The 23955-nt window shown below is 63.3% G+C and carries 25 protein-coding genes and 1 tRNA gene; 12 read left to right on the top strand and 14 right to left on the bottom strand.

Translation table 11 applies throughout. From position 1 onward, the window contains the following. The first annotated feature begins 17 nt into the window (after positions 1–17). Both G6N61_RS05120 and G6N61_RS05115 read left to right on the top strand, forming a co-directional pair. The gene (locus G6N61_RS05120) at positions 18–944 is read left to right on the top strand and encodes a sulfite exporter TauE/SafE family protein (RefSeq protein WP_163917555.1); all 927 of its coding nucleotides are present in this window, start codon (positions 18–20) and stop codon (positions 942–944) included. Between the two features lie 50 nt (positions 945–994). Continuing rightward, positions 995–1762: a sulfite exporter TauE/SafE family protein gene (locus G6N61_RS05115; RefSeq protein WP_276078826.1), complete on the top strand. Its 768-nt coding sequence runs from the start codon at positions 995–997 to the stop codon at positions 1760–1762. On the opposite strand, the gene G6N61_RS05110 is transcribed toward G6N61_RS05115, so the two are convergent. Next, the gene (locus G6N61_RS05110) at positions 1759–3249 is read right to left on the bottom strand and encodes a cryptochrome/photolyase family protein (RefSeq protein ID WP_163917553.1); all 1491 of its coding nucleotides are present in this window, start codon (positions 3247–3249) and stop codon (positions 1759–1761) included. The two genes, G6N61_RS05115 and G6N61_RS05110, sit on opposite strands and share 4 nt — an antisense overlap. Before the next feature lie 111 nt (positions 3250–3360). Here G6N61_RS05110 and G6N61_RS05105 point away from each other — a divergent pair. Next, positions 3361–3434, top strand: a tRNA-Pro gene (locus G6N61_RS05105). 560 nt (positions 3435–3994) lie between these two features. Here G6N61_RS05105 and G6N61_RS05100 read toward each other — a convergent pair. After that, positions 3995–5119 (bottom strand): site-specific integrase, encoded by a 1125-nt coding sequence (locus G6N61_RS05100; RefSeq protein WP_235887417.1) that lies wholly within the window; start codon positions 5117–5119, stop codon positions 3995–3997. After that, positions 5119–5685, bottom strand: a complete 567-nt coding sequence (locus tag G6N61_RS05095; RefSeq protein ID WP_163917552.1) for a hypothetical protein — start codon at positions 5683–5685, stop codon at positions 5119–5121. The genes G6N61_RS05100 and G6N61_RS05095 overlap by 1 nt, the downstream gene beginning before the upstream one ends. A 98-nt stretch (positions 5686–5783) precedes the next feature. On the opposite strand from G6N61_RS05095, the gene G6N61_RS05090 reads away from it, so the two are divergent. From G6N61_RS05090 to G6N61_RS05065, 6 genes are all read left to right on the top strand, one after another. Then, entirely contained in the window at positions 5784–5987 is a 204-nt protein-coding gene (locus G6N61_RS05090; protein WP_163917551.1) for a helix-turn-helix domain-containing protein, read from the top strand. Further along, the gene (locus G6N61_RS05085) at positions 5984–6346 is read left to right on the top strand and encodes a hypothetical protein (protein ID WP_163917550.1); all 363 of its coding nucleotides are present in this window, start codon (positions 5984–5986) and stop codon (positions 6344–6346) included. The genes G6N61_RS05090 and G6N61_RS05085 overlap by 4 nt, the downstream gene beginning before the upstream one ends. Continuing rightward, positions 6346–6894 carry a hypothetical protein gene (locus tag G6N61_RS05080; RefSeq protein WP_163917549.1) on the top strand — a complete coding sequence of 183 codons (549 nt, stop codon included), beginning with the start codon at positions 6346–6348 and terminating at the stop codon, positions 6892–6894. The genes G6N61_RS05085 and G6N61_RS05080 overlap by 1 nt, the downstream gene beginning before the upstream one ends. A 540-nt stretch (positions 6895–7434) precedes the next feature. Continuing rightward, a complete protein-coding gene (locus tag G6N61_RS05075; protein WP_163917548.1) occupies positions 7435–7659 on the top strand; it encodes a hypothetical protein in 225 nt (74 codons plus the stop codon). Positions 7660–7817: 158 nt separating this feature from the next. Further along, positions 7818–8579 carry a hypothetical protein gene (locus G6N61_RS05070; protein ID WP_163917547.1) on the top strand — a complete coding sequence of 254 codons (762 nt, stop codon included), beginning with the start codon at positions 7818–7820 and terminating at the stop codon, positions 8577–8579. Between the two features lie 571 nt (positions 8580–9150). Further along, positions 9151–10500: a hypothetical protein gene (locus tag G6N61_RS05065; protein WP_163917546.1), complete on the top strand. Its 1350-nt coding sequence runs from the start codon at positions 9151–9153 to the stop codon at positions 10498–10500. Here G6N61_RS05065 and G6N61_RS05060 read toward each other — a convergent pair whose 3' ends face one another. The 4 genes from G6N61_RS05060 to G6N61_RS05045 form a co-directional block, all read right to left on the bottom strand. Next, positions 10501–11067, bottom strand: coding sequence for a recombinase family protein (locus G6N61_RS05060; RefSeq protein ID WP_163917545.1), 567 nt, complete (start codon positions 11065–11067; stop codon positions 10501–10503). A 258-nt stretch (positions 11068–11325) separates the two neighbouring features. After that, positions 11326–11862, bottom strand: a complete 537-nt coding sequence (locus G6N61_RS05055) for a hypothetical protein (RefSeq protein WP_163917544.1) — start codon at positions 11860–11862, stop codon at positions 11326–11328. Between the two features lie 204 nt (positions 11863–12066). Then, positions 12067–12348: a hypothetical protein gene (locus tag G6N61_RS30770; protein ID WP_235887415.1), complete on the bottom strand. Its 282-nt coding sequence runs from the start codon at positions 12346–12348 to the stop codon at positions 12067–12069. A gap of 662 nt (positions 12349–13010) precedes the next feature. Beyond that, positions 13011–13844: a restriction endonuclease gene (locus G6N61_RS05045; RefSeq protein WP_163917543.1), complete on the bottom strand. Its 834-nt coding sequence runs from the start codon at positions 13842–13844 to the stop codon at positions 13011–13013. A gap of 645 nt (positions 13845–14489) precedes the next feature. Between G6N61_RS05045 and G6N61_RS05040 the strand changes: the two genes are divergently transcribed. Next, the gene (locus G6N61_RS05040) at positions 14490–15422 is read left to right on the top strand and encodes a DUF2971 domain-containing protein (protein ID WP_163917542.1); all 933 of its coding nucleotides are present in this window, start codon (positions 14490–14492) and stop codon (positions 15420–15422) included. A gap of 547 nt (positions 15423–15969) precedes the next feature. Here G6N61_RS05040 and G6N61_RS05035 read toward each other — a convergent pair. Then, positions 15970–16269, bottom strand: coding sequence for a Rossmann-fold NAD(P)-binding domain-containing protein (locus G6N61_RS05035; protein ID WP_163917541.1), 300 nt, complete (start codon positions 16267–16269; stop codon positions 15970–15972). A 516-nt stretch (positions 16270–16785) separates the two neighbouring features. Between G6N61_RS05035 and G6N61_RS05030 the strand changes: the two genes are divergently transcribed. Together G6N61_RS05030 and G6N61_RS05025 are read left to right on the top strand one after the other, a co-directional pair. Next, on the top strand, positions 16786–17400 hold the full coding sequence (locus tag G6N61_RS05030) for a sigma-70 family RNA polymerase sigma factor (protein ID WP_163917540.1): 615 nt from the start codon (positions 16786–16788) through the stop codon (positions 17398–17400). Between the two features lie 415 nt (positions 17401–17815). Next, complete coding sequence (locus tag G6N61_RS05025; protein ID WP_163917539.1) at positions 17816–18775, top strand: aldo/keto reductase; 960 nt, start codon at positions 17816–17818, stop codon at positions 18773–18775. A 185-nt stretch (positions 18776–18960) separates the two neighbouring features. On the opposite strand, the gene G6N61_RS05020 is transcribed toward G6N61_RS05025, so the two are convergent. The 6 genes from G6N61_RS05020 to G6N61_RS04995 all read right to left on the bottom strand — a co-directional run bounded on the left by G6N61_RS05020 (position 18961) and on the right by G6N61_RS04995 (position 23929). Next, on the bottom strand, positions 18961–20649 hold the full coding sequence (locus tag G6N61_RS05020) for an FAD-dependent oxidoreductase (RefSeq protein ID WP_163917538.1): 1689 nt from the start codon (positions 20647–20649) through the stop codon (positions 18961–18963). Continuing rightward, complete coding sequence (locus tag G6N61_RS05015; protein WP_163917537.1) at positions 20642–20905, bottom strand: UBP-type zinc finger domain-containing protein; 264 nt, start codon at positions 20903–20905, stop codon at positions 20642–20644. Before G6N61_RS05015 ends, G6N61_RS05020 begins: the two co-directional genes overlap by 8 nt. Beyond that, the gene (gene trxA, locus G6N61_RS05010; RefSeq protein WP_163917536.1) at positions 20902–21354 is read right to left on the bottom strand and encodes a thioredoxin; all 453 of its coding nucleotides are present in this window, start codon (positions 21352–21354) and stop codon (positions 20902–20904) included. Before trxA ends, G6N61_RS05015 begins: the two co-directional genes overlap by 4 nt. 228 nt (positions 21355–21582) lie before the next feature. Further along, positions 21583–22407 carry an aldo/keto reductase gene (locus G6N61_RS05005; RefSeq protein WP_235887414.1) on the bottom strand — a complete coding sequence of 275 codons (825 nt, stop codon included), beginning with the start codon at positions 22405–22407 and terminating at the stop codon, positions 21583–21585. A gap of 189 nt (positions 22408–22596) precedes the next feature. Beyond that, the gene (locus G6N61_RS05000; RefSeq protein WP_163917534.1) at positions 22597–23307 is read right to left on the bottom strand and encodes a ZIP family metal transporter; all 711 of its coding nucleotides are present in this window, start codon (positions 23305–23307) and stop codon (positions 22597–22599) included. 325 nt (positions 23308–23632) lie between these two features. Beyond that, positions 23633–23929 carry a putative quinol monooxygenase gene (locus tag G6N61_RS04995; protein WP_163917533.1) on the bottom strand — a complete coding sequence of 99 codons (297 nt, stop codon included), beginning with the start codon at positions 23927–23929 and terminating at the stop codon, positions 23633–23635. Between the last annotated feature and the right edge of the window lie 26 nt (positions 23930–23955).

Here is a 23955-nt window from a genome sequence, read left to right as displayed (position 1 = left end):
CGAAAGTCAACGAACCCATGCGTTCGCTCATCATCTTCACCCTCGTCGGCGTGGGTGCGCAGCTCGTCGACGGTGCCCTAGGCATGGCGTTCGGCGTGACCGCGTCGACCCTGCTGGTGCTCAGCGGCGTCGCGTCGGCTCAAGCCAGTGCGGCCGTGCACCTCGCCGAGGTGGGCACCACGCTCGCCTCGGGGCTGTCGCACTGGAAGTTCCGGAACATCGATTGGCACATCGTGCTCAAGCTCGGCGTGCCGGGCGCCCTCGGTGCTTTCCTCGGAGCCACGGTGCTCAGCTCGTTGTCGACCGAGGACGCCGCGCCCGTAATGGCGGCCATCCTGCTCTCGATTGGCGTGTACGTACTGCTGCGCTTCTCGCTGCGTACTCCACCGGCGGTCAAGGCCGGCACCACGAAACACGGCGCCAAGTTCCTCGCAACGCTCGGTCTGTTCGGCGGGTTCATCGATGCGTCCGGTGGTGGCGGTTGGGGTCCGGTGACCACCAGCACGTTGCTGTCGAGCGGGAAGACCGCGCCGCGGACCGTGATTGGTTCGGTCTCTGCATCGGAGTTCTTGGTAGCGGTATCGGCATCGCTGGGCTTCCTCGTCGGGCTGCGTGAGCAGTTCTTCGACAATCTCCCGATCATGCTCGGATTGGCGGTCGGTGGCGTCATCGCAGCGCCGTTGGCAGCGTGGCTGGTGAGCCGCATCAGTCCGGCGCTGCTCGGTACCGGCGTTGGTGGCGTCGTCGTACTGACCAACGCCCAGAAACTAGTCGACTACTTCGGCGTCACGGCCCCGTGGTCGACGGTCATCTACGGCGTGATAGTGCTCGCGTGGGCCTTCTTAGTCGTCCTGGCAGCCAGGATCACCAAGGCGCCGGCGTACGTTCCGCCGGGGCTCGACGCCGCACCGCGTCCTGTGCACGCGGCCGATGACGCTCGGTGACGGCGGGCCCGGGGTGACCCGCTAACGTCTCCTCGGTGCCCGTCATCGACATGATCCTGATCGCCCTCGCGGGGGTGGGGGCTGGCGCCATCAACGCGGTCGTCGGGTCAGGCACCCTGATCACGTTCCCCACGCTGGTGGCGCTCGGCTATCCGCCGGTGACCGCGACGATGTCGAATGCGGTCGGCCTGGTGGCGGGTGGTGTCTCCGGCACGTGGGGGTACCGCCGCGAACTACGGGGCCAATGGCACCGGCTGAAGTGGCAGATCCCCGGCTCGCTGCTCGGTGCGATCGGCGGCGCCTGGCTCCTGTTGCACCTGCCGGAGCGGGTCTTCATCACCGTCGTGCCGGTGCTGCTGATCGGCGCACTGATCCTCGTGATCATCGGTCCGAAGATCCAGTCGTGGGCCAGGGCGCGCTCGGAGCGTGCCGGCCGGTCGCTGGAACACATCTCGCGGGGCCGGATGGCCGCGCTGGTGGTCGGGACGTTCGCGGTGGGTGTCTACGGCGGTTACTTCACTGCCGCCCAAGGCATCCTGCTGATCGCGGTGATGGGTGCGCTGCTGCCCGAGGACATGCAGCGGATGAATGCCGCCAAGAACCTGCTGTCGCTGATCGTGAACGTGGTTGCAGCCGTGGCGTACACGCTCGTGGCCTTCGACAGGATCAGCTGGGCAGCCGCCGGTCTGATCGCGATCGGGTCGCTCATCGGAGGGTTCCTCGGCGCGCACTACGGTCGTCGGCTGTCGCCGAACGCGCTGCGGGCGGTGATCGTGATCGTGGGTTTGATCGGGCTCTACCGCCTGGTCACGGTCTAGAACTGGCTGCGTTCGGCTTCCTGCTCCAGAACGGGTTCCAGGTCGGAGAGCCGATCCATCGACGACACGGCGCGCCGGGTGCGATTGTTGCCTGCCAGCAGGTTCCGGTTGCGGTGCACGAATTGCCAGTAGCCGGCGGTGAACGGGCACGCGTCGTCGCCGAGGCGCTTCTTGGGGTCGTACTGGCAGTCGCCGCAGTGGTCGCTCATCTTGTTGATGTACGCGCCGCCCGAGGCGTAGGGCTTCGTGGCGAGCCTTCCGCCGTCGGCGTGCTGGCTCATGCCGACGACGTTGGTGGGCATCACCCAGCGGAAGCCGTCGACGAAGGCGGTGGAGAACCACTCGGTGAGTTCCCGCGGCTGGTATCCGCGTTGCAGCGCATGGTTTCCCAGGATCATGAGCCGCTGGATGTGGTGGGTCCAGCCCCTGTCGCGGACGCCCATCATCGCGTGGCGCAGGCACTCCGCGGTGATCGCGTCGGCGTCGAGTTCGGTCCACCAGTCCGGCAGCGGCTGGTGCACTCCGAGTTCGTTCTCGTCGACGTAGTCCTCGCCGAAGTGCCAGTAGAGGTGCCACATGTATTCGCGCCAGCCGAGGATCTGGCGGATGAAGCCCTCGACGGCGGACAGCGGTGCGCCGTCCTCGCGATAGGCGCGTTCGGCGGCGTGCACGGCGTCGAGCGGATGCAGGACGCCGAGGTTCAGCGGCACCGACAGCAGCGAGTGCGACATGGCCCAGTCGTCACCCATCATCGCGTCCTCGTACTGGCCGAATGAGGACAGGCGCTGCTCGATGAAGCGGTCCAGAGCGCGCTTTGCTTCGAGCGGGGTCACGGCGAACAGGCGCGGGCCGTCGACCCCCACGGTGTCCAGGTTCATCGCGTCGAGGTCGGCGCGGACCTGCTCGTCGATCTCGTCCTCGCGCGGCTGGTAGGGCTGTGGGACGCCGAGGGTCTTCTGCTTCTTCGGCGGCGATCCCCGGTTCTCCTCGTCGTAGTTCCACCGGTTGCCGACGGGATCCTTGCCCTCCATCAGGACGTCGAAGCGGCGCCGCTGGTCGCGGTAGAAGTCCTCCATGCGGAAGCGGGTGCGCTCGCCGGCCCACTCCTTGAAGTCGCTGCGCGGCAGCGCGAACGTCGGTGTGGGCAGCACGTCGGCCACCAGCCCCTGCTCGTGCAGCTTGTTCACGAAGCGCTCGGCGGCGAACGACGTGGGTTGAAAGACCAGGACGGGTCGGCCGAACTGCTCGAGCGCCTCGGTGTAGTCGTCGGTCTTGAGCAGCGTCGCGCGGTCGCCCAGGCCCTTGTCCGCGTGGCGGAGCGCGGAGAGGACGAGGTGCAGCTTCTGGCGGTGGTAGCGCCGCTTGCGGAGGGCCGATTGCGCCTCGACCAGCAACACCTCGCGGTGGGAGTGTTCCCCGCCGTACGTCGAGGTGCCGAGCTGATCGGCGAACAGCCAGAGCGGGGTGTCGTCGCCAACCTTCGTCACCTGGACGTACTACCCGCGCGAGGCAGTGGCGACGCACGGCCCGTGCGATTCGGGGAGACGGCGGACCGTGAGGTAGCATTTCGACCGCTGCTGGCGATCCCGGCAGCACCGCGGGCTGTGGCGCAGCTTGGTAGCGCACTTGACTGGGGGTCAAGTGGTCGCAGGTTCAAATCCTGTCAGCCCGACACAGGTCAGGGGCACTTTCCGGACATCTGGAAGGTGCCTTTTTCCTTTCGTACCCAAGTCCGCTACCCAAACCGGGTCGCACACACGTTTGCCTCTTCTGGCGACCCGTGGCGTGCGCCGGTTGAGAGGCCGTAACTTGGGCATCGGGAAGGCGGGGGGAGAGTCAATGAGTGAGCGCAGACGGCGAACGATGGGTGAGCGCGGTGCGCATCCTGACCCAGTCGCGAACATCCGATACGGGCAAATGTGCGACTGCGGTCGCTACTGCGATTGTCCTGACGGTTCAGTCAAACACTGGCATGACGGCGTGCTATTCCAGGAATCAGACGCGCATGCAGGACCGTCGGCGAGAGATGAGTCCGGGGGTGTTAATGCTGGTGATGTCGCGACAGCCGCTGGCGCGGCTGTCGCCGTCGGCGTTGCGGTCGGTGCCCTTGGCGTGGCGGGTCTTCCCATCGTGGCTGCAGCCGGTATTGGTGGCTTCGTTGCCAGGCGCCTGTTCCGTCGGAAGTAGCGACTACAGCGCTAGACCTTGCTTTTGGCTCATAGACCCAGCGCGCTACCCAGACCATCGACCGCCGCGCGTGCCGCGTCGTCGGAGGTGTGGCCGTAGAGATCGCCGGTGACTGAGATCGAGGAGTGGCCGAGTAAGTCGGCGGCCGCCTTGATGTGCACCCCCCGACTCGAGCCAGGCGACGGCGGCGCTGTGGCGAAGGGAGTGGGCGGTAACGTTCTCGATTTTCGCTTTCTTTGCGGCTAGCTCGACAGTTCGCAGCAGATTCCTCGCGTCGAGCATGGTTCCGAACTCCGTGGCGAACACGGCTCCCGTGTCCGTCCATCGATCACCTGCAGCGAGACGCTCCTGGAGCTGCTGAGAGCGCCATCCCTTGAGTGCGGTCACCACGCCGGCGTGCAGGGGGACGCGGCGCCTGGCTCGCTCCGTCTTCGGTGCCGAAAGGATAAGTTCGCCGTCCACGCGGGCGAGGGTGTGTCGGACGGTCAGCTCGCCCTTGTCTAGATCAACGTCCGTCCAGAGCAGGCCGGCCACCTCACCCCGGCGCAGGCCGGTCGCAGCCAGCAGCACGACCGCGACGTAGTACCGGAGACCTTTCGCCGCATCGAGCAGCCGCACGACGTCGGCCGCCGAGAGGTAGCCGGCCTCCCGGCGCGTGATACCGGGACGCTTCACCTTTGCCGCCGGGTTGCTTCCCAGCAGTCCGTCACGCACTGCCACGTCCAACGCTTGCCGCAGCACCGTGTACACCTGCCTGACGGTAGAGTCCGCAAGCCCCTTAGTGCGAAGCTGCACGATGAGCATCTCGACGTCGGACGGCTTGAGCTTGTCGAGCCCCTTCGCCCCAATAGGCCCGCCTTCGAGGTGCTTCCGTGACAACGACCCGTAGAGCGATTTGGTAGTCGCCTTGCGATCCGACGCTGCGAGCGACGAGATCTGCCACTGCACTAACCAGGACGCGACGGTGTCGGACGCATCCTTCGCTGGCTTCCCGTCTTCGATTCGCTTGCGGACGTTGCGGTGTTTCCGCCGGCATTCGGCGGCAGTGGCTCCGTACACGGACACGCTGCGCCGATCATCCGTTACTGGGTCGACGTAGGACACGCGGCCCTCCCAGCGGCCGTTCAACCGCTGACGCACGTTGCCCTCGCCGTTCGCGCGCTTACTCATCAGAGGTACCTTGCCTCTCTTGCTTGCTTGATGTAGCGCAGGGCGGTTCGTTCATGGACGTCGAACGCGGCCTTCACCGCCGCGACTCGACGGCCCTCCGGCGCCGCTCGGTGAATCTCGGCGACCCTCTTCAGCAGAGCGGGAGTGACCTTTCGCCTCACCCCAGCGACCACCTTGCGCGCATCCCTCGGCTGCATTTCGTAGTCCTCGCCGTTAGAGCTGAAGGTGCCGATGCCGATAGTGAGGTACACAATCTCGCGAATGTCGTCGAGGCGTATGGCATGCAGGTCCTTAGTACGCAGCCCAGCGTCTTCACTCGCTCGGACCATGACCCCGAGGCACTGGGGCGTGCCGTCACGTATCTCCCAGGCAACCGAGACGCCGTCGCGGTGATAAGCGCACTTGCGAAAGGCGAAGCCGTCGCCGATGGCGGCGTAGTCGCCAGTGTCGTCCACCACCACGATCCCTCCGTCCGACGCGCGGTACTTCACGTTCTTGGTCGGGACCGTTTCCCAGCCGTCGTCGTCCTTCTCCCATGGTCCGTCGAAGATTCGTTCGGATGACATCAGAAAATCCTCGCTGTCAGGTGCATACTGTCATGTTGACATGACACACTACACGTAGTTCGCCGACTACTGCGGACACGGACATACGAAGGAGATACATGCCGACCACCACTGGGCCACTGCTTCAGAACTACGCCCAAGCCATGGTGACGCTAGGCCACATCGGGCGATCCAGCCTGTACGAGTTGATCGACGCCGGAGAAATCACGCGAGTAAAGATTGGCCGACGTGCGTTCATCACCACTGCATCGATCGCCGCATACGTGGACCGCCTCGTGGGCGCGCTTGAGGGTGCGGCGTGAGGATCGTCGACCATCTTCCACAGGACATCGGCACCAGTGCCCTCGGCCTGGACACACCCCGTGTTGGCGATTGTGTCGTCATTCGACGCGACGAGAATAAGTACCCGTCGAAGGGCACGTGGCCCGCGTTCCGCGGCCGGCGCGCCACCGTCGTGGAGGTTAATCCTGACGACCGCCCGCACCTGATCGAGTACCGCGTATCGTTCGGACCAACGCGCCGTCGCCCCGACGGGTCACTGCACGGCGACGACGTCGTGACGTGGTTCAAGGTTTACGAGTTGATACCGGCGCTAGCCGCTGTGGCGCCCGTGGACGAGCGTCGGCACTTTTCCTTGGGCGACCGGACCCTGGTCGGCTAGTGGGCTACACCGAACAGTCGAAGGTCACCCTGCTCGGTGACCGTCCGGAGAGGTATTTCGTGATGGTGCCGCACGCGCTCCTGTTCGATGCCGGCCTTACCTCCGATGCCGTGCGAGTCGGGACTTACTTCCTGTCGCAGCGCAACGGCTACAAAATCGAGTGCGGCCAGCGAGGTATCGCCAAAGCCCTCAGCATCCCGACCGTGTCGCGCATCGGGAAGGCGATCAGGTGTCTTGAGGCCGCAGGCTGGCTCCGCTATACCAAGCACCGCAGCGGCAATCGGGTGTACCTCAACGAGTACGCCATGCACCGTCGCCGACGTTTCAGTGTGCCGAGCACAGACGCACTCATCGTGCCTAAACAGGTACGCCTACTAAGAATCAAGAACAAAAGACATCTTTGCCCAACTCCACCCCAAGGCATCAAGACCCTTGGGGGAGGAGTGGGTTCTAATTGGCGCGAGGAAACTCCGTGGTGTCGAGTTGGTCGGGTTGGGCTGGCGTACCAGCAGCCCGACCAGCCCTCCTGCCTTTGGTCCGCACTTTGAGTGGCACCCGCCGTCGTTGGGCCGCAACTTAATCCCGAAGTACAGACGCTTATACGGCACGGCGTTCATCACCGCGCCGAACTCGGATCGCCTGGGTCTCAGGCACCTGCTGTCAGCCCGTCGCTTCCAATTCCTGCTACATGATCAGAACTATGAGGTGGCAGACCCACCTAGGCGGCCTCTTGGCGCTTCAGGGACGGGCAAGAGTGCGCGGGGAGCCTCGAACACCCGAACCATGCGCGTGGTGAGGTTCACTACACGGGGCCGGAGGGTTCGCCCGACGGAAGGTAGATCTGGATCGTCTGCGGCTCGGTCATGGCTCAATCACCGACCCCCTCTTGCAACGACTGGCCCGAGGTGAAGTTACTCCGAACTGCGGCCTCGGAGGCCGCTCCAGCGGTACTCAAGTAACCCTTCGCCGGTGCATGCCCGATCACGTGTTGTCGTCCCCGAGAGGGACTGTGATCTTGAGATCGAGATGACACGATGACCTTGTTGGATGGCTACGACAATGTGGGCTGACGATCGGAAGCGAACGTGATGAGCAATAGCACGGCGGAGGCGGAGCTGGCCGAACTCGCTCGCGGAGCGGCGTGGGGGTTGGCGAAGGGTGGCGACCTTGACTCCTGGGAGGACGGAAAGGCTGCCCTGGATCTGCGCCTCGACATCATCGAGGCTGCAGAGCGGGCTGGAATCCGCATTGATCTCGCCAAGGTCGGCATCGGCACGATCTACACTCGCGCTGAGGTCCGCGGCCAGTCTTGATTTCCGAAGCTCTGACGTAAGTTTGCGGCCTTCAGCTCGCCGCTCATTGATCCGAGCACATTATCTTTGTACCGGGCAGCCAGACTTGGCAGCCTAACTCAGTTTTCATCCGCAAATTGGCCGCCCGCCGGGCCACTACCAAGACGATGAGAGACCCGATGACTTCGGATACCGGTGATGAAGCCCGCGACCCGAGCCCTGACGACGGCGGTTCGTTGGCTGTTTGGGAACGTGCAATGGCGCTTCTGATTGGATTTGCGGCTCTCGGCGGTGGCGCTGTCGCAGTCTTCGCCTCGGCCAATCAAGCCGGAACGGCAGGCCTGCTTGTTATAGCCCTGGCATTCTTGGTCATCGGCACCCAGGGGACGCCATTAATCAAGCTGTCATCCGGCGAGCAATCCCTGGAATTGACCAGGAAGCGTATTCGACGGGAGTTGACGGAACAAGCGGAGAGCGCGCCCACCGCAGAGGTAGCGAACGCTTACGAGGATGCGGCAGCGATTGTTGATGGTTCTTGGAGAGACACTTCGTTCGCGTCTGCGCGAGGCTACGAACGCGACGTTTTCACCGCAATTCATAACTTGTATCCCCATAAGGTCTTCGAACCGCAATCGGCAGATAGCCCTTACGATTTCTACTTCGAAGCGAACGGGGTCACAGTCGCAGTCGAAGTGAAGTACCGGGCCAAAGGGCCGCTCAGTCACCGGGAGTTGGAAGCCATCGCGGATCAGATGCGCGGTAAGGGTCTTCCGCTCCTGGTAGTTACTAATGCTCCGCTGTCCCCCCGTGTCAGCGAAGTGGGCGAGGCGCTTACGAACCGGTTGGAGCCTGTGACAGCCGTCAGGTGGACCGGTCCGTTCTCGGGCCGCGATCTAAAAGATGCAATCCGTCGGTTGATCTCTTCGGCCGAGGAGATGTAGTGGTGGACACTGCTCAGTACAACAACTCCTGAAGTTGGGGCTATATGCACAAAGATTCGTAAATCCACCGCGCGCCCGCGTGCGGTCCGGCTCATTGGAAGGAGAACGGCGCAATGCCTAAAGGGCCTGAATGCCAAGTTGAACGCTGCAAGTTCCCAGCGACGACGATGCATCGCCTCAAGGAGCCGAGCGGGCCATTCGATTTCCCCACAGACGTCGTCATATGCGAGATCCACAAGGATAAACTGTCTGACTCCGCCACGGAGTGGGTGCTTCTTAACGAGGGTGACGGAAGCCGACGACTCTTGGTTGGCCCAATGCTCGCTGAGTTGAATGAATTTGTGGTGCTAGCGCCAATCAAGAAGCTGACGGTGCATGCTCAGAGTAGTCGTGTCGTGAGCCATGCCGACCACAACGGATATTCCGTGCCAATCAGTGTGCGTCGCCGAGGTGGCGAAGAGGAGACGTTGACGCTTGTACTCCCGTTCGACGCACTCGTTGAGACCGCCGACTTCCTCCAACACATTGCGCAGCGAGGACGCATGCGCAGAACCGGCGAAGTTGACGAAGCGTGACCGACCTGGACGCTCAGGTCGTGGAGTTCAACTCGGCGATCACGTCACGGATTGACCGCTTCGCCAGGACGATGGAGTTCGGGAACACCACCGCCGAGCGATACCGGCAGATTTTGGTCGAGCATCAGCCGACCGGCGGCCAATGGGACGCAACGTGTACTGGAGCGCACACCCAGGATGCGGCCTGGCCTTGTCGAGAAGCGCGGCGGCTTCGCAAGGCTGACACCTATCCCACCAGTGTTCAGGCCGCCGCTCGTTGGCTCGACGTCCTGGGAAGCATGCGAGAAATGATAGCGACGACCATTCCGCAGGTTGTCGACAACATCGAGTACAACCTCCGCATAGGTAGCCGCAACGCCCAATACAACCGACGCTTCGCGTTCAGCGCATTCACAATGCCGTTTACTTACGCCCTTGCCGCTACGCCACCACGCACAGGCAGTGAGGTCGAAGCGGCGATCGCGCCTCTTACCGAAGCAGTGCAACTTGTGACCACCGATTCTGATGTCCGTGGCGCAATGTTGAGGTTGGAACAAGCGATGGCTTCGGCTGACGATGCGCTTAACTCTCTGCTGATTGATCCCGAACCCGCGACGGTTACCGAGTTGGTCGAAGAACTGAGACGGTCGATCAAGGTGTCGATGCTTTCAGCGCTCCTCGGTTCATCGGGAATCGTTGAACTGGCAGACGCGGAGTTCAGCGCCCGACTGGAAGAACTGAAATACCCACCACCACAGGCCCGTTGGGTCGAAGTGGGCAGCGTGCCGGTCAGCGTGGTTGGTAAGCCAAGTGACACGACGATCAGCATCGAGGAGGTCTATCAGTCGGCAGCTCCAGGGGTGCAGGGGCTTCTACAGGCCATCCGAGGTGAAGCCTCCCCTCCTCGGACCACCGAGGTACAACGCATCCAAGGTTCTCAGTGGATCAGCTTCATCTTTGCGGAGTGGAACGACCATTACCGGTTCGAGCTAGCGAAGGTATGGGACTGCAGTCACCGTGACTATCAATTCCCGCTACTTGGGGATCTAGGCAAAATTCGAAACGACATGATCCACAACGGCGGCATCGCGAAACGTGGAACCGCGAACTGCCAGATTCTGTCTTGGTTTGAGGAGGGACAGCGGATGCACCTGACCTCGCCCATGTACACAGAGGTGGTGCGGCTTTGGCCGTGGGCCGAACTTCTGCGTCGACCGCCACCACGCCAAGATTCGCGGAACCAATTTCCCGGGCAGGTGTCACTGACCTTGATCGACGCTGTTCAACGTGCCGCAGCCGTCGATGGCAGCAAGCCTGACGACGTCATCGAGGAAGCCCTGCGTCTTTGGCTCCGGCAGGATGTCTGATTATCTCGGCAGACTGAGATCGGCGAGGTATCGGTACACGGTGGCGCGGGAGACTCCGAGCATCTTCGCGATGTCCGAGGCGTTGATGCCTTTCTCGCGCATGCTGCGCGCTTTTGTCACGGCGGAGTGGTCTTCCTTTTGGGGGCGACCGCCCTTGCGCCCGTCAGCCGCGGCTGCAGCGAGACCGGCGCGGGTTCGCTCGATCATCGTGTCGCGCTCCAGCTCGGCGAAGGCGGCCATAATGGTCAGCATCGCCTTGCCCATTGCGCCCTCGGTCTGCAGGCCATCGGTGATACTGCGGAACCCGACGCCGCGTGAAGTCAGCTCGTCGATTACGGACAGCACGTGCCGGGTGCTGCGTCCCAGCCGGTCCAGCTTCCACACGACGAGGACGTCGCCTTCGCGGAGGTGTTCCAAGCAACGGTCGAGACCCGGTCGCTCCGCGAGCGATCCACTGACGCCCTGATCCCGGAATATCTTCTCCACTCCGGCGTGCCGCAGAGCGTCGAGCTGCAGCGCCATGTTCTGGTCGGCGGTCGAAACCCTCGCGTATCCGATGTTTGCCACTGCACGCCCCTGTCTCAAAAACCCGTGTGCCGCCTAGTTCCGAGAAAACGCTTATGAGACAGGTTTTCGAGACAGCCGGGCAGTGGTGTTAGCGCAGGTGGCGGTGACACTGTCCGCCACGCCGTCTCGCTCTCACCAATTCTTCGTTTTCGAGACACGGAGATCGCGGAATTTCGTCGCCTTCCGGCCGAGTCACGCCGCGGCCTGCGCCGGCGGCACCGCGTCGCTATGGGCGTCGATGCGACGGCGGACGACGCTTTAGGCGCCGCGATTCTCCGCTGCTGCCTCATGAATGGCGGCCTTGAGCTCACCGTAGACACACTTTCGCGGACCGAATTTTGCTATCAGCGGCGCGAGCCCAATCGTCTTCTGCTCCGGAACCTGTCGGTCGAGTTCATGCCTGGACAGCACATAAAACGTCCATTGTTCGACGTCGAGCGGGTCGATGCGATCGCGTTCCTCACCCTCGAGCAGGCAGAAGACGTACACGTCCGCGCTTCGCCGTGCAGTGGTCGCTGAGATGTTGGTGCGGGAATCCCAGCCCCTTGCGGGGCGAATGCCGAACTTGATCGTTGATAGCCGACTTTGCTCCCATGCTTGCACGTATGCAGCTGATTTCACTTCTACCTTGACATCGCCGAACTCGAGGTCGTACTGGTTCCATTCGACGCGCTTCGTGTCGTGAATGCCGAGCGCTGTGGCCACGATGTACTCAGCCAGCACGCCGCGGTTTGTGTTAGACAGCAGGTCGCCGTACGCCCACTCCCAAAATCCCTGTTCGTTCCGGTGAGTCATCGCAGAGCCTTCATCGCGTGTGCAGTCCCCTTGCCCAGTACCGTCGTCACTTTGTGCCGGTCGATGTCGTCGAGGGTCAGCACCGCTTCGGGTGGGTGATCCGCTTCATGTCCCCGGCAGTCGGCTGCGGCACCAGCAGCGCCAGTTCGCGCGCCTCACAAACGTCGATGTTTGTATGTACCCACCGGCTCTGCTCGGTGAGACTCATGGTCGACGCTCACGAACCAAGTTCGCCATGAATACCTGCAGGTGAGGGATCAATGTCCACACCTTGCGCCGGACCAGCACCGACCGCACATCCGGCCGGGTGAATGCGAGCCAGGCCAGTGCTCCACTGTCGGCGTCGGTGAGCTTCCAGAACACCCGCCCGTTGTGCACCAGCGGCCGGGTGGCGGCGATGCTCTGTCCGATTTCGCGGCCCAGCCTTCTGTAATCGGGAAGAGTGTCGGCGTAGTTGGGAACGGCGTCGAAGTAGTCGTGTGGCATGGCTAGCCCCGCCCTCCCGGCCGATCAACACGAACTTCGTCCCTCAAATGTGTCCCCTCACTCCGGCGGAACCACCGCGCCGATCTTTCTCCGTTCACGACACCCCGTTCCCCGGTTGCCTCCAAAACCCTCGGCATCGTATGTCGGTGGATATCTGTGGCCATTCGACAGCGAAAATCGTTTTTGAGACACCGGGGTGTTGACCGCGCGCGATATACGCCATTGAGATTGGGTCGAGTCGGGCCTCCGCACGGGGCCGATGAAAGCGGCTGCTTGCTACTTCCTGCCAAGGGTGGGCAGCCCGCCGGAAACGGTGCGGTGATCTCGGTCGCGTCCAATAGGACGCTCGGCGTCGCCTGCCGCAATGATGGCTCCGCGCTCCGTGTTGAGAATGCCCAGGCAGTCCTTGGGCTTACCCCTTTTCGGGCTGTGGGCAACGAAACGCCCGGTCAAGGGGTGCGCCCTGACCCTTCGGTGACAGAGCGGGCATTCCTTGAAGACTTCCTTCATGATCATCTGCGACTCCCTCCGCGCAGTAGTCCAGCATACGAAGACAGCCTGCCAGGCAGAAGCGATTCCACTCCCCAATCGTTTGTGTGACGCGAGCGCACGTAAAATCGCCCGCGCTCGTAGTCATGTCGTTCGGGTAGGCAGCTCCTCAATCACGCGCCGATCGTCCAGAACCCGCCATCGCTGGCAATCCAAGCCCTTGCATCCGTCAATGAGTTGATAAGCAGCCACGCGACGGCCTCAGGACCAGCAACCGTCGCCGACACACTAGGTGCGAGGAAATCACCGACGTCAGCACCTAGCGCCTTGAGCAGTGCTACTTCGTTTCCATTCATCAGCAGGACAGCGGGTGGGTCGAACTCTCGTCTGACACTGTGGACGGGTTTCAATTCGTTGGTACCAAGCTCTCCCTCGCACAGCACATTCGACAACGGCTCTACTCGACCGTTTACCGAGACTTCGAACGCCCCGAGCATGGAGAGCCCGTCGGCGAAGTTGTCGTCGAGCAGCTTCACGGGTTCGAATTTGACGTCCTTGACTACCGCTAGCACCGGGCTGGCATTCACAACTATTTTCTGGAGCTGACCGGCTAGCTCCCCATCGCTCGGCGAGTGAAGTTCCAGTACTACTACTCCGTAGGATGACGCCACTTTCTTCGCGCCGGCCTGATACCGAGCCGTTGTAACCATCACGCCAGTGACCGGGCGGGACGGATCCTGAATGTCGTCAACGACCGATCTGAAAGCATGCAATTGGCCCTGCTTTATGTCGGACTTATACGATCGCGCCTCAAACACCACCCTATGAGGCTGACCATCCTGGTCAGTGAAGTCCCATAGAACATCGATTTGGTTGGTTGTTGCGCGTCCTTCGATGTGTTGGTCCCACCGAATCCGCTCCGTCCTCACGGGTGTCCGCTCGGCCAGTTGCCTGACCAAGCTCTCTACAAAATGTTCATAGTCGACACTGTCCGGAGGCGTGTTCATACCTGTAACCGTCGCATATCACATTCGGGGATGGGGGTGCTGGGTTCTGACGTTCTGGTCTGCGATCAAATGCCTGGGCGACGGAACCGCACGCGCGAAGGCACGCAACGCTGCCCCGACCACGCGGCAATTCGCGTGGAGCTTGCAGCAAGAGACCTCGAATTCCGATCCGTAGTCGACCGATTCCTCTTCGAGCCGCGCCGTTCGGGTGAAGCGGCAACCCCAGGCCGGGGGGAGGGGTGGAAAGTTGGCGGCGCACCAAGACGGGACATCAAAGTATCCAGATATTTTCCCAGGAAACGCCGGACCTCAACATTCACCGAGCGTTTCAGCGTGAGCGCCGTGAGACGGCCGGCCGCCCGTCAAGTCTTTGGGCCGCGGTGGAAAGTGCTGTGCGCGGTTGGACGTTGCAACCTCAGGCTGAGGTCAAAGCTGTGGGTCCTGCCTCGAATCTGTTCTCCCGCAGCCCGGCCTCTGAGCGCGAGATCGTCAATCGAGCGATCTTCCCAGACGTGTCCGTGTCGAACCCTCAATCACGAGGTGCCGATAGTTGGGCGCAGACGTCGTAACGACTTGCTGAGTCCGAGGCGCCAACGACGTCCTCGACCTCGACATCTTTTCAGCGGTGCCCGCTAGGCTGCGCACGTGGTTCACATCGAGCATGATGACGACTTGCCGCCCTACCTTTATCACTATACCGACTACCGCGCACTGCAAAGCGTCTTCGAGTACGGGGAGGTGTGGGCTACAAATTCACGGTTTCTCAACGACATCTCCGAAACGGAACTCGGCCCCCGTGCTTTGCAGCAACGTTTTGGGGAGCTACAGGATGCTCGCCAGGACGAGCTTTTGGCCTACTTTGAAATGCTTAGGGAGGAGAAGCGAACGCTCGAACCGGAAGACGAGGCGGTCTTGCGACCGCTCGCGGAGGAGCGCGACCTCTACGGGGAATTGCAGGGAGCCTGTGAAGCCGCCGTACTTGACACAACCTGCTTCATCTTCAGCATGTCCAAGGAGCTGGATCAACTAAGCCAATGGCGTGCCTACGCGAAGAATGGCGTGTGTATACGGTTCTCGACCGAGGCGTTGCTCCGCGGTCTATCGGACGCGCCTGCGCTTAAAGCTACGCTTCGGAATGTCAAGTACTACGACGGGCATGTGACGAACGAGGAATACTTGCAACCGGTTGTCGAATTCGCGATGCAACGGCGATTAGATCTCATCGGGGGAGACTGCAACGACACAGACGAGCGAAATTCAGTTATAGGCCGAGAAATGATGCTCATGATTGCATACCTTAAGGACATCACGTTCCGAGAAGAGAATGAAGTTCGCCTCGCCGTCCAAGGAACTCCAAACCATTTCACCCCGCACCGGTACGGCCTGGTGCCGCGCCTCAAGCTACCTATCAAGCCCGACGCGATCGACTCTGTCATCGTAGGGCCAGGAGCGCACAGTGATCTACGTTGTCAGTCGCTCCGGACCTACTTTGACAACACCAGCTTCAAGCGGGCGGAGGTCGCGTCAAGCGTCGGTATTGACGTGTACAGGTCGCAGGTCCCGTACCGCGATTGGTGAACCAGCATGGCTTCCCCCTTTCTGAGCGGCCGACAGACGAGGCGTGGATGCAGTTGATCACTACTAGCGCGAAGCGTTCATAGCGCCGTGCGTCTCGGTACCCAAACCGCTACCCAAACCAGGGCGAGAATCCACGATCGTCTGCACTTATCCGCTGGAGTGTCTTCAGGTCGAAAACCGTTGACACAGAACGGTGATGAGTACATCGGCGAACGTTGGCAAACACGCGGTCGATGCCTGGGGGTCAAGTGGTCGCAGGTTCAAATCCTGTCAGCCCGACGCAGGTCAGGGGCACTTTCGGAGATCCGGAGGTGCCTTTTTCCATCTGTATGACAACCAGGGTACGACGACGACCTCGAGGCCGAGCCTGGCTGCCAGCCCGTCGATGGCAGCCCGCGCCATGTCCTCGCCTGGGGTGCACAACCCCGTGTTGCTTCCATAGTTCGGCGTAGCCGGGGCTGCAACGCGGCAGTGCCGACTACTGGGGGTTGCCCGTGCGGGGCTCAGCCGCACACAGGCCACCCGGGCGCCGGCGGCAAAGGACCGCTCAAGCGCAAGGGTGATCTTGGACCAGATACATGCGGGGCACGTCGTCGTTGGTGAAGATTCGGGACAGGGCAAACATCATCTGCGCCAGTTTGGATTGCGCATAGACACCCGTGGCGTCGTATCGCCGCTCCGCCTGGAGGTCATCGAAATCGATGGCGCCCCCATTCGCGGCAAGGCTCGCCATGTTCACGACGCGAGGTGCATCCCCTTGACGCAGCAACGGCAGCAGATGAGCGATGAGTGCAAGATGACCGAGGTGATTCGTAGCGAGCTGTCGTTCGAATCCGTCGACCGTCACAGTCCGTTGCGGGGGAACCATGGGCCGCGTTGTTGATGAGCGTGTCCATGCTCTGACGGAAAGACCTGACCCTGTCGGCGAACGCATCGACGGAGGACAGATCCGTTAGGTCCAACCGTTCGAAACGAACGTTCGCATCAGGGTGAATCTGGCGTATCTGTTCGGTGGCGCCCAGCGCACCGCCGATGGCGGATGCCTTGAACAATGACCGTCCTGACGCGGTAATGCTCATCTTCCCGCCGCCATGTGAATTCGCGCTTTGACTCGCTGCGCTTGGTGTTGCCTCCGCCTCCGAATTCAGATGGTTGGTCAGGGTATGACGTGTCCGAATCCACAACCAGGGGCTGGCGATCGGTGGATGACCCGATCGCCCGGAGTGAAGGACCGGCTCGCCGGGACCGGGTTCGTCGTGGTCCTCGTTCTGGTGGAGTCACTGTCGACGTCCTATCTCGGTGAAACATTTGTGTTCGCTCTGAGAACGGGCTACCCGGCCTCCACGGCCCATAGCTTGAAAGCATGGAGACCTCACCGGAAGCGCTGACAACGACAAGCTGCCATCTCGATCAATGCCAATGTGATCGCCTCAGACCATGTTTCACGCGGGACGTAATTCCGCTCCGTGCCGAACTGCTGCGCGAAGCGCTGCGGCTGACCCACCGCGGGCCGGACGCCGAAGATCTGGTCCAGGACACGGTCCTGCGCGCCTACCGCAGCTTGGGGACCTTCCGTCCCGGTACCAATGTGCGGGCATGGATGTACCGGATCCTGAAGAACACGTGGATCAGCAACTACCGAGCATCACAACGCCGGCTGACCGAAGTGCCGATGGAGGAGTTCACCGAAGGGCCCGGTGATGGCGTCGTCCAGCAGAGCGGCGTCGCTGCCCCTGAACTGACGGTCATTGCCGCACAACCGGATACCGAGGTGCAGTCGGCCATGGCCGGGTTGAGCGACGAGTTTCGAATGGTCGTCTACCTGGCGGATGTGCAGGGTTATCCATACGCTGCGATCGCCGACATGATGAACACGCCGTTGGGGACCGTGATGTCCAGGCTCCATCGGGCACGCCGACAGCTCCGTGTCGATCTGGGCGGCGCCGCCCGTCGCCGACGACTCCTCGTGGCCGCCTGAGTGCGAAGGAGTCCATCGCTGGTCCCTCGTCCGACCCGTTGGCCGGTGAGTCGAGTCGTCGCGTGGGCAATCCTGGGATCAGTCGATGCACCCCTCATTCTCGCCGCCGCAAGCAGCGAATTGCGTTACCACCGTCGAAGTTTCACCGACATCATGACCACGCCTGCAACCAGCGCCGACAATTGAACTCCAGGAGAAGACGATCGTGACTGACCCCGATGAAGTGAGTCCCGATCACGATGGGTGGAGACCCTCCCGTCGCCGGGTTCTCCAACTAGGTGTGGCGGCAACCATTGCCGGCGGCGGTGCCCTCGCCGCGATTGCCACCGGGGGGCCGCCTAGTCGCCCCGCGCCATCTACCACCGCGCCAGCAAGCGGCCCGACCCTGGCGCCTGTCGCACCCGTCGCTGCTGGCGTGATCTCGAAGCGGATACCCGGGACCGACATCTACCTGCCCGCCGTCGGGCTAGGTACCTTCCAGACCTTCGATGCCATCCCCGAGCAAGCCCGCGCGGTTCGCGACGACGTGTTGCGCCGGTTTTGGTCTGCTGGCGGGCGAGTGGTGGACACCTCACCGCTCTATGGTCTGGCTGAGGAGAACATCGCGCGCTCCGCGGTGGCCGACGGTTTTCAGAACGACCTCTTCGTGACCAACAAAGTGTGGGCTACCGGAGATCATCTCGGTGACGATTCCCACGCTGCAAAGAGTTTGAACGATTCCATGCAGCGGCTGACGCGTAGCGCCCCGATGGACGTCATGCAATGTCACGCGCTGGTCAACGTCGACATGATCGTGCCGGTCCTACACGCCTGGAAGGCCGAGGGGCGCATCCACCGACTGGGCGTCACTCATCACGACCCGGCCTACTTCGGGCCGATGGCTACGTGGATCCAGACCGGCGACCTCGACTTCGTGCAGACTCGCTACTCGATCGCCGAACGTAGCGCCGAGCAACGCATATTGCCACTGGCGGCCGACAACGGCGTCGCGGTCACGGTGAACATGCCGTTGGAGAAGGGGCGCTTGCACCAATTCGTCGGAGACCGGCCGCTGCCGGACTTCGCCGCCGAGGTGGGGATCTCGACGTGGTCGCAGTACTTCCTGAAATGGGTGATCTCGCATCCGGCGGTCACCGTCGCCCTCCCGGCGACCTCGAACCCCGACCACCTGTCCGACAACATGGCCGCCTGCCGAGGCCCGCTGCCCGATGCGGCAATGCGGACCCGGATGCTCGACCACCTGCTCGCCATGCCGGGATTCGACCGACTCACGACGCAACCCTGGTATCCAGGCAAGCAGTATCCCGGAGTGATGAACCGTGACCTCGCCGCGATTCGGGAGCGCAGTACGTGGAGGTCCACCCGTTGGGTGTGACCAGGACCGGCGCGCGCGCTGACCTCCACGGCGTGAGATGCTGCCGACGGTCTAATTACCCGGGGCCGACGAACGGTCGGCCGTTGGCACTCTCTCAACACCGGTTTCGCGGCGATCGTGTTGCGTTCTCCGCCTACGCCGCGCGGATCGCCTCTTCTCCATGACGGCGGTTCGGCTACTCGTCGTCACGTCCCGAAGTACTCGTGGACTTGCCGGACGGCCATCGCACCTTCCCCCACGGCGGAGGAAACCCGCTTGACCGAGCCGCTGCGTACGTCTCCGACCGCGAATACGCCGGGTCGGCTGGTCTCGAGCGTCATTGGCTGACGCGGGTTGCGCGTCTGACTGCCGGCGACGTCAGAGTAGAGCGCGGCCGGTCCGGTGGGGATGAAGCCGCGGTCGTCGAGCTGGACGGCACCGTCGAGCCACGAGGTGTGGGGGTCCGCGCCGATGAAGACGAACAACGCACGGGTCTGAATCGACTGCCGCTCGCCCGTTCGGTTGTCCTCGATCACCACCTCGCCGAGTTTCTGGTCCCCGTGTACCTCCCGGACCTCGGTGCACGACCGGATGGTTACGCGAGGGTGCCTTTCGACCTGTTCGATGAGATATCGGGACATGCTCTCGCTCAGGTTCTCGCCGCGGATCACCACGTACACCCGGGAGACGCGCTCGGCAAGGAAGACTGCCGCCTGTCCCGCGGAATTACCGCCCCCGACGATGACCACCGGCCCGGTGCCGCACACCAGCGCTTCCTGAACGGTGGCGGCGTAGTAGACGCCGTCGCCCTCGAACGATTCGATTCCGGGGACGGCGAGTTTGCGATACCTGGCGCCCGTTGCGAGCACGACGGCCCTGGCCACCAAGGTCGCACCGTCCGCCGTCGTCAACTGGTGCTGCCCGTCACTGGATTCCAGTCGAATGATCTCCGCGGACACCGAGATCCGCGCTCCGAACTTCGCGGCCTGCAGGGCAGCACGTTCGGCCAGGTCGCCTCCGGAGATGCCGCCGGGGAAGCCAAGATAGTTCTCGATCCTCGACGACGTCCCGGCCTGCCCGCCCGTCGCGATCCGCTCCATGGTGGCGGTGGTCAGGCCGTCTGATGCGGCATAGACCGAAGCGCCGAGTCCGGCGGGACCGGCGCCCACCACGACGACGTCGGATTCGCCGGCCGCCGTGTCCGGCACCGGCAGTCCCACCCGTCTGGCCAGCTCCGCGTTGGTCGGGTTGCGCAGCACCGCGCCGCCCCAAATCACCACCGGTGTGTCCTGGGCGGTCACCCCGAATCGCTGGAGCAGCCGCTCGGCCTGCGGGTCACGTTCCAGGTCGAACCAGCGGTGCGGCAACCGATTTCGTGCTGCGAACTCGCGCAACCGAACAGTGTCCGGAGAGTAGCAGGAACCAATGATCCGAAATCCGAAGCCGTCCTGAATGAGCAGCGAGCGCCGCCACAGGTATGCGCGCAGGATGAGATCGCTGAGCGCCTGATCGTGGGCGACCAGGTCTCGCACCCGTTCGGTCGGGACCAACAGCACTTCACCTGGCTCCACGACCTCGGCGGTGTAGAACGCTGCCTGGCCCTCGAGGTCGCCCAATTCGCCGAGGAACCGCCTCGCGCCGTGGACCCGCCTCACACGCCGGTTACCCGCGTCGTCGGTGGTGCTGACGGCCACCTTGCCGGCAAGGATGGCGAAGAAGTAGTCGGCGCGCTCGCCTTCGCGCACGAGCGTCTCACCCGTGCCCACGGTGCGCCGCGCTCCGCCCGTCTCGAGGGTGGCGATCTGATCGTCGGACAGTCGCGGGTACGCGCCGTACACGTCGGGGGTCTCGGCCAGCGCAGACGACTCACGCTGGTCGACCGTGACCTCAGACATAGTCTTCGTGGACGTAGCACCAGCGCCAGTTCTCACCGGGTTCGAAGGACTGCACGATCGGGTGACCGATTGCTTGGGCATGTGCCCGGGCATGCCGCATGGGCGACGAATCGCAACAGCCGACGTGTCCACACGTGAGGCACAGCCGTAGGTGCAGCCACGGCGTGCCCATCCGCACGCATTCCTCACAGCCGCTCGAGCGCGGGCGCACCGGGCGTATCTCCACCACGTGTGGATCCATGTACACAGACGTCATGATCGTGCCTCCCTCGAGCCGTCCAACGACAAAGTCTCATCCAGCCATTTGCGAAGCGCAGCAATTGGAGCAGCGCCCGAACGTCGTGCAAGTACCTGCCCGTGGTCGAGGAGCAGCAGGGTCGGCACCGCCTGTACCGTGAACCGCTGTGAGATCAGCGGTGCACCGTCCACGTCGACCTTGACCAGTTTGAATTGACCGGCCCGCTCTCCTGCGAGCAGCTCCAGTGCCGGGCTCACCATCCGGCACGGCCCGCACCAGGTCGCCCACAGGTCGACGAGCACTGGCACCGAGGCGTTCTCGGCGACGTTCGAGAAGTTCGAGTCGCCCGCTGCGACAACCCACGGCAACCACTGGTGACAGTTGGCGCACCGCGGCTTGCCCGAGGCGGCCTCGGGTACGCGGTTGCGCTTACCGCAATGCGGGCAGGTGACGATGTCATTTCCCACCAGAACTCCTCCGTCGGGCCGTCAGGGCCGGTTTCCGCATAGCCCACGGCAAGTGGTAGTTCATGGTCATACGTAGCGCCCGCTGATTGCGTCAGAACAATCAGTGTGACAGTCGATTTCGTTGACCACGCGCTCCCAATGGGTCAGAAGTATCCATCAGAATTGGTCCTGATAGCACGAAAGGATGCATTGCCGGCGGGAACAAGTTCTCGGCCCCCGGGCCACCGTTCAGAGAACCTCGAGTGGAACCGGCCGAGTAGGCGGCGGGAACGCCTGGTCGAGGTCGTGGAAGTCGGTGCGGCTCAGCTCGATGTCGCGGGCGGCGGCGTTCTGTCGAACGTGAGAAGGTGTTCCCGCGCGTGGGATGGCGTTGATGCCGTCGTGGTGAAGCACCCAGGCGAGTGCGATCTGCGCCGGGGTCGCGTTGTGCCGCTGCGCAATCGGCTTGAGCGCCGGGTGCTCGAGCAGTCGCCCCTGCTCAATCGGTGAGTAGGCCATGGCCGGGATGCCGTGTTGGGCCAGCCACGGCAGGAGCGCGTACTCGGGGCCTCGGCGGGTCAGGTTGTAGAGGATCTGATTCGTCTGAACCTCATCGCCGCCTGGGAGGCCTACGAGTTCGACCATGTCGTCGACGTCGAAATTGCTCACTCCCCAGTGCCGAATCATCCCCTCGCGTTTCAGCTCGGCGAAACCTGCAATCGTCTCCTCCAGTGGGATGGTGCCGCGCCAATGCAGGAGGTAGAGATCGATGTAGTCGGTGCCGAGCCTGCCGAGGCTTGCCTTGCACGCGCGGACGGTACCCGCCCGGGTGGCGTGGTGGGGGAGCACCTTGTCGACGAGGAATACTTCGCCGCGCCGACCGGCGACCGCCTCGCCGACGAGGACTTCCGCCGCTCCGTCGCCGTACATCTCGGCGGTGTCGATCAGCGTCATTCCCAGATCGACACCGAGCCGGATCGAGGCGATCTCGTCGGCCCGCCGCCCAGGGCTCTCGGCAAAGTACCAGGTTCCCTGGCCCAAGGCCGCGGTGTCCTCGCCGGAGCGTAGTGGCACGGATCGAGCTTCGTTCATTCGTCGGCCGCCTCTCAGACGCGTTGGTCGAGCGCATAGGTGAAGCTCCACTGAATCACCAATTCTTCAGGGGTCAATGCCCCTCGCACCTCGGCCCGGTGGAGCACAACTACGCGTCCCATATGAACCTCTCGACGCATGGCGAACACCTGCCGCCGACGCGGCACGAGGCTATTGGGCCAGCGACAACCCGGCCGCCAGCGCGAAGCCGAGCACTGCGGCCAAGCCGGACTGTCCGCGTGCCTTCTCAGTCGCTTCCGGGATCATCGATCCGACGAGCATGACCAGCAGCGCGCCCGCCGCGAAGCCGTCGATTCCGCCCTGCAGCGCCGCCCCGGCGATCTCCTGAAGCTGGTAGCCGCCCACGGTGGCGACCGCGCATAGTGCCGCAACGGCCGCCCAGCCGAGCACGATGCGCCTACCGCGACGACCAGCGCTGCGCAGGTCGCTGGCAGACCCGATCGACTCGGGGAGGTTCGACACGAAGATGGCGACGAGCAGAGTCGGGCTGATGGAGCCGCCACTGGCGATGCCGATACCGAGCACCGCCTGCTCGGGAATGCCGTCGAGCAGCGCGCCGAGCAGAAGGGGTACCCCCGCCGCACGGCTGGCATCACCGCTACCGCCGAGGCGGTCGACCAACTGATCGGCGACGAAGAACGCCACTGCACCGGCCGCCAGACCGAGCCCGACTGGCAGCGCGCCACCGACGCGAAACCCCTCCTCTGCCAGTTCGAACGAGATACTCGCGATGAGGGCACCGGCGCCGAAGCCGAGCACCAGGCCGATGAGGCGTTGGTTCCAGGTGCGGGCCACACCGGCGAGAGCGCCGATGATCAACGAGGACGAGGCGACCAGCCCCCACAGCAATGCGGTCAGCACCGGTTGCGCGCCTGACTTCGCCTGGAATCCGACTCGCGGGTTCTACCGGGGGGCGTGGGCGGCCGGTCCCACGGGTCGACCACGGCGAGCGCAACCTCGGATATCAGGCGCGCAGGCGCATGGATCGCCATGGGTTCGTCTCTTCTGCTGGACTGCGGCGGCGATACCCGGGCACGGACGTCACAAACATTGCCGCGACTGGAGGTTCGCTGCAGTCATCTGAACCCGACTCACGAACGTTGAACGCCAACGGCGCGAGGCCGTTTCGAGCACCAGCGCCCGCCGCAGCGCCGGACGCCGGCTCGGAAGCGAACGGCGGACGCGGTTAGAGCTTGTTGGCGAGAACGTCCAGTTTGGTGATGTCTGGTGGCGAGGCAAAGAGTTCGTCGGCTTTGTCCGCGAGGGCTTTTCCGACGGGCCCGCCAAGATGCGTCTCGCGTGCCGACTCATCCGGAAACGCGTCGATGATGCCGAACGTGGAAGGACCGAACCGAACTGCCAACCACGGTTTCGTGCCGGGCTCCTGCTCGACGAGTGGGAGCGCCGAGAGAAGGAACTCCTCTACAGCGCCCTCTTTGCCCGGCTTGGCCTCGAGCCGTACCAGCAATGCCTTGGTAGCCATGTCGATCTTCCTGGTAGGTGGTGGAC

The sequence above is a fragment of the Mycolicibacterium arabiense genome (assembly GCF_010731815.2).
Lineage (GTDB): Bacteria > Actinomycetota > Actinomycetes > Mycobacteriales > Mycobacteriaceae > Mycobacterium > Mycobacterium arabiense.
Note: the sequence above shows the minus strand (reverse complement) of the source record. Positions and strands in the feature narration are given on the sequence as shown.

What these genes read in the sequence shown, in the direction of transcription:
- G6N61_RS05120 (WP_163917555.1), top strand. Translation starts at nt 18, where the DNA reads ATGCGTTCGCTCATCATCTTCACCCTCGTCGGCGTGGGTGCGCAGCTC.
- G6N61_RS05115 (WP_276078826.1), top strand. Translation starts at nt 995, where the DNA reads ATGATCCTGATCGCCCTCGCGGGGGTGGGGGCTGGCGCCATCAACGCG.
- G6N61_RS05100 (WP_235887417.1), bottom strand. Translation starts at nt 5,119, where the DNA reads ATGAGTAAGCGCGCGAACGGCGAGGGCAACGTGCGTCAGCGGTTGAAC.
- G6N61_RS05095 (WP_163917552.1), bottom strand. Translation starts at nt 5,685, where the DNA reads ATGTCATCCGAACGAATCTTCGACGGACCATGGGAGAAGGACGACGAC.
- G6N61_RS05090 (WP_163917551.1), top strand. Translation starts at nt 5,784, where the DNA reads ATGCCGACCACCACTGGGCCACTGCTTCAGAACTACGCCCAAGCCATG.
- G6N61_RS05075 (WP_163917548.1), top strand. Translation starts at nt 7,435, where the DNA reads ATGAGCAATAGCACGGCGGAGGCGGAGCTGGCCGAACTCGCTCGCGGA.
- G6N61_RS05070 (WP_163917547.1), top strand. Translation starts at nt 7,818, where the DNA reads ATGACTTCGGATACCGGTGATGAAGCCCGCGACCCGAGCCCTGACGAC.
- G6N61_RS05055 (WP_163917544.1), bottom strand. Translation starts at nt 11,862, where the DNA reads ATGACTCACCGGAACGAACAGGGATTTTGGGAGTGGGCGTACGGCGAC.
- G6N61_RS30770 (WP_235887415.1), bottom strand. Translation starts at nt 12,348, where the DNA reads ATGCCACACGACTACTTCGACGCCGTTCCCAACTACGCCGACACTCTT.
- G6N61_RS05045 (WP_163917543.1), bottom strand. Translation starts at nt 13,844, where the DNA reads ATGAACACGCCTCCGGACAGTGTCGACTATGAACATTTTGTAGAGAGC.
- G6N61_RS05030 (WP_163917540.1), top strand. Translation starts at nt 16,786, where the DNA reads ATGGAGACCTCACCGGAAGCGCTGACAACGACAAGCTGCCATCTCGAT.
- G6N61_RS05020 (WP_163917538.1), bottom strand. Translation starts at nt 20,649, where the DNA reads ATGTCTGAGGTCACGGTCGACCAGCGTGAGTCGTCTGCGCTGGCCGAG.
- G6N61_RS05015 (WP_163917537.1), bottom strand. Translation starts at nt 20,905, where the DNA reads ATGACGTCTGTGTACATGGATCCACACGTGGTGGAGATACGCCCGGTG.
- G6N61_RS04995 (WP_163917533.1), bottom strand. Translation starts at nt 23,929, where the DNA reads ATGGCTACCAAGGCATTGCTGGTACGGCTCGAGGCCAAGCCGGGCAAA.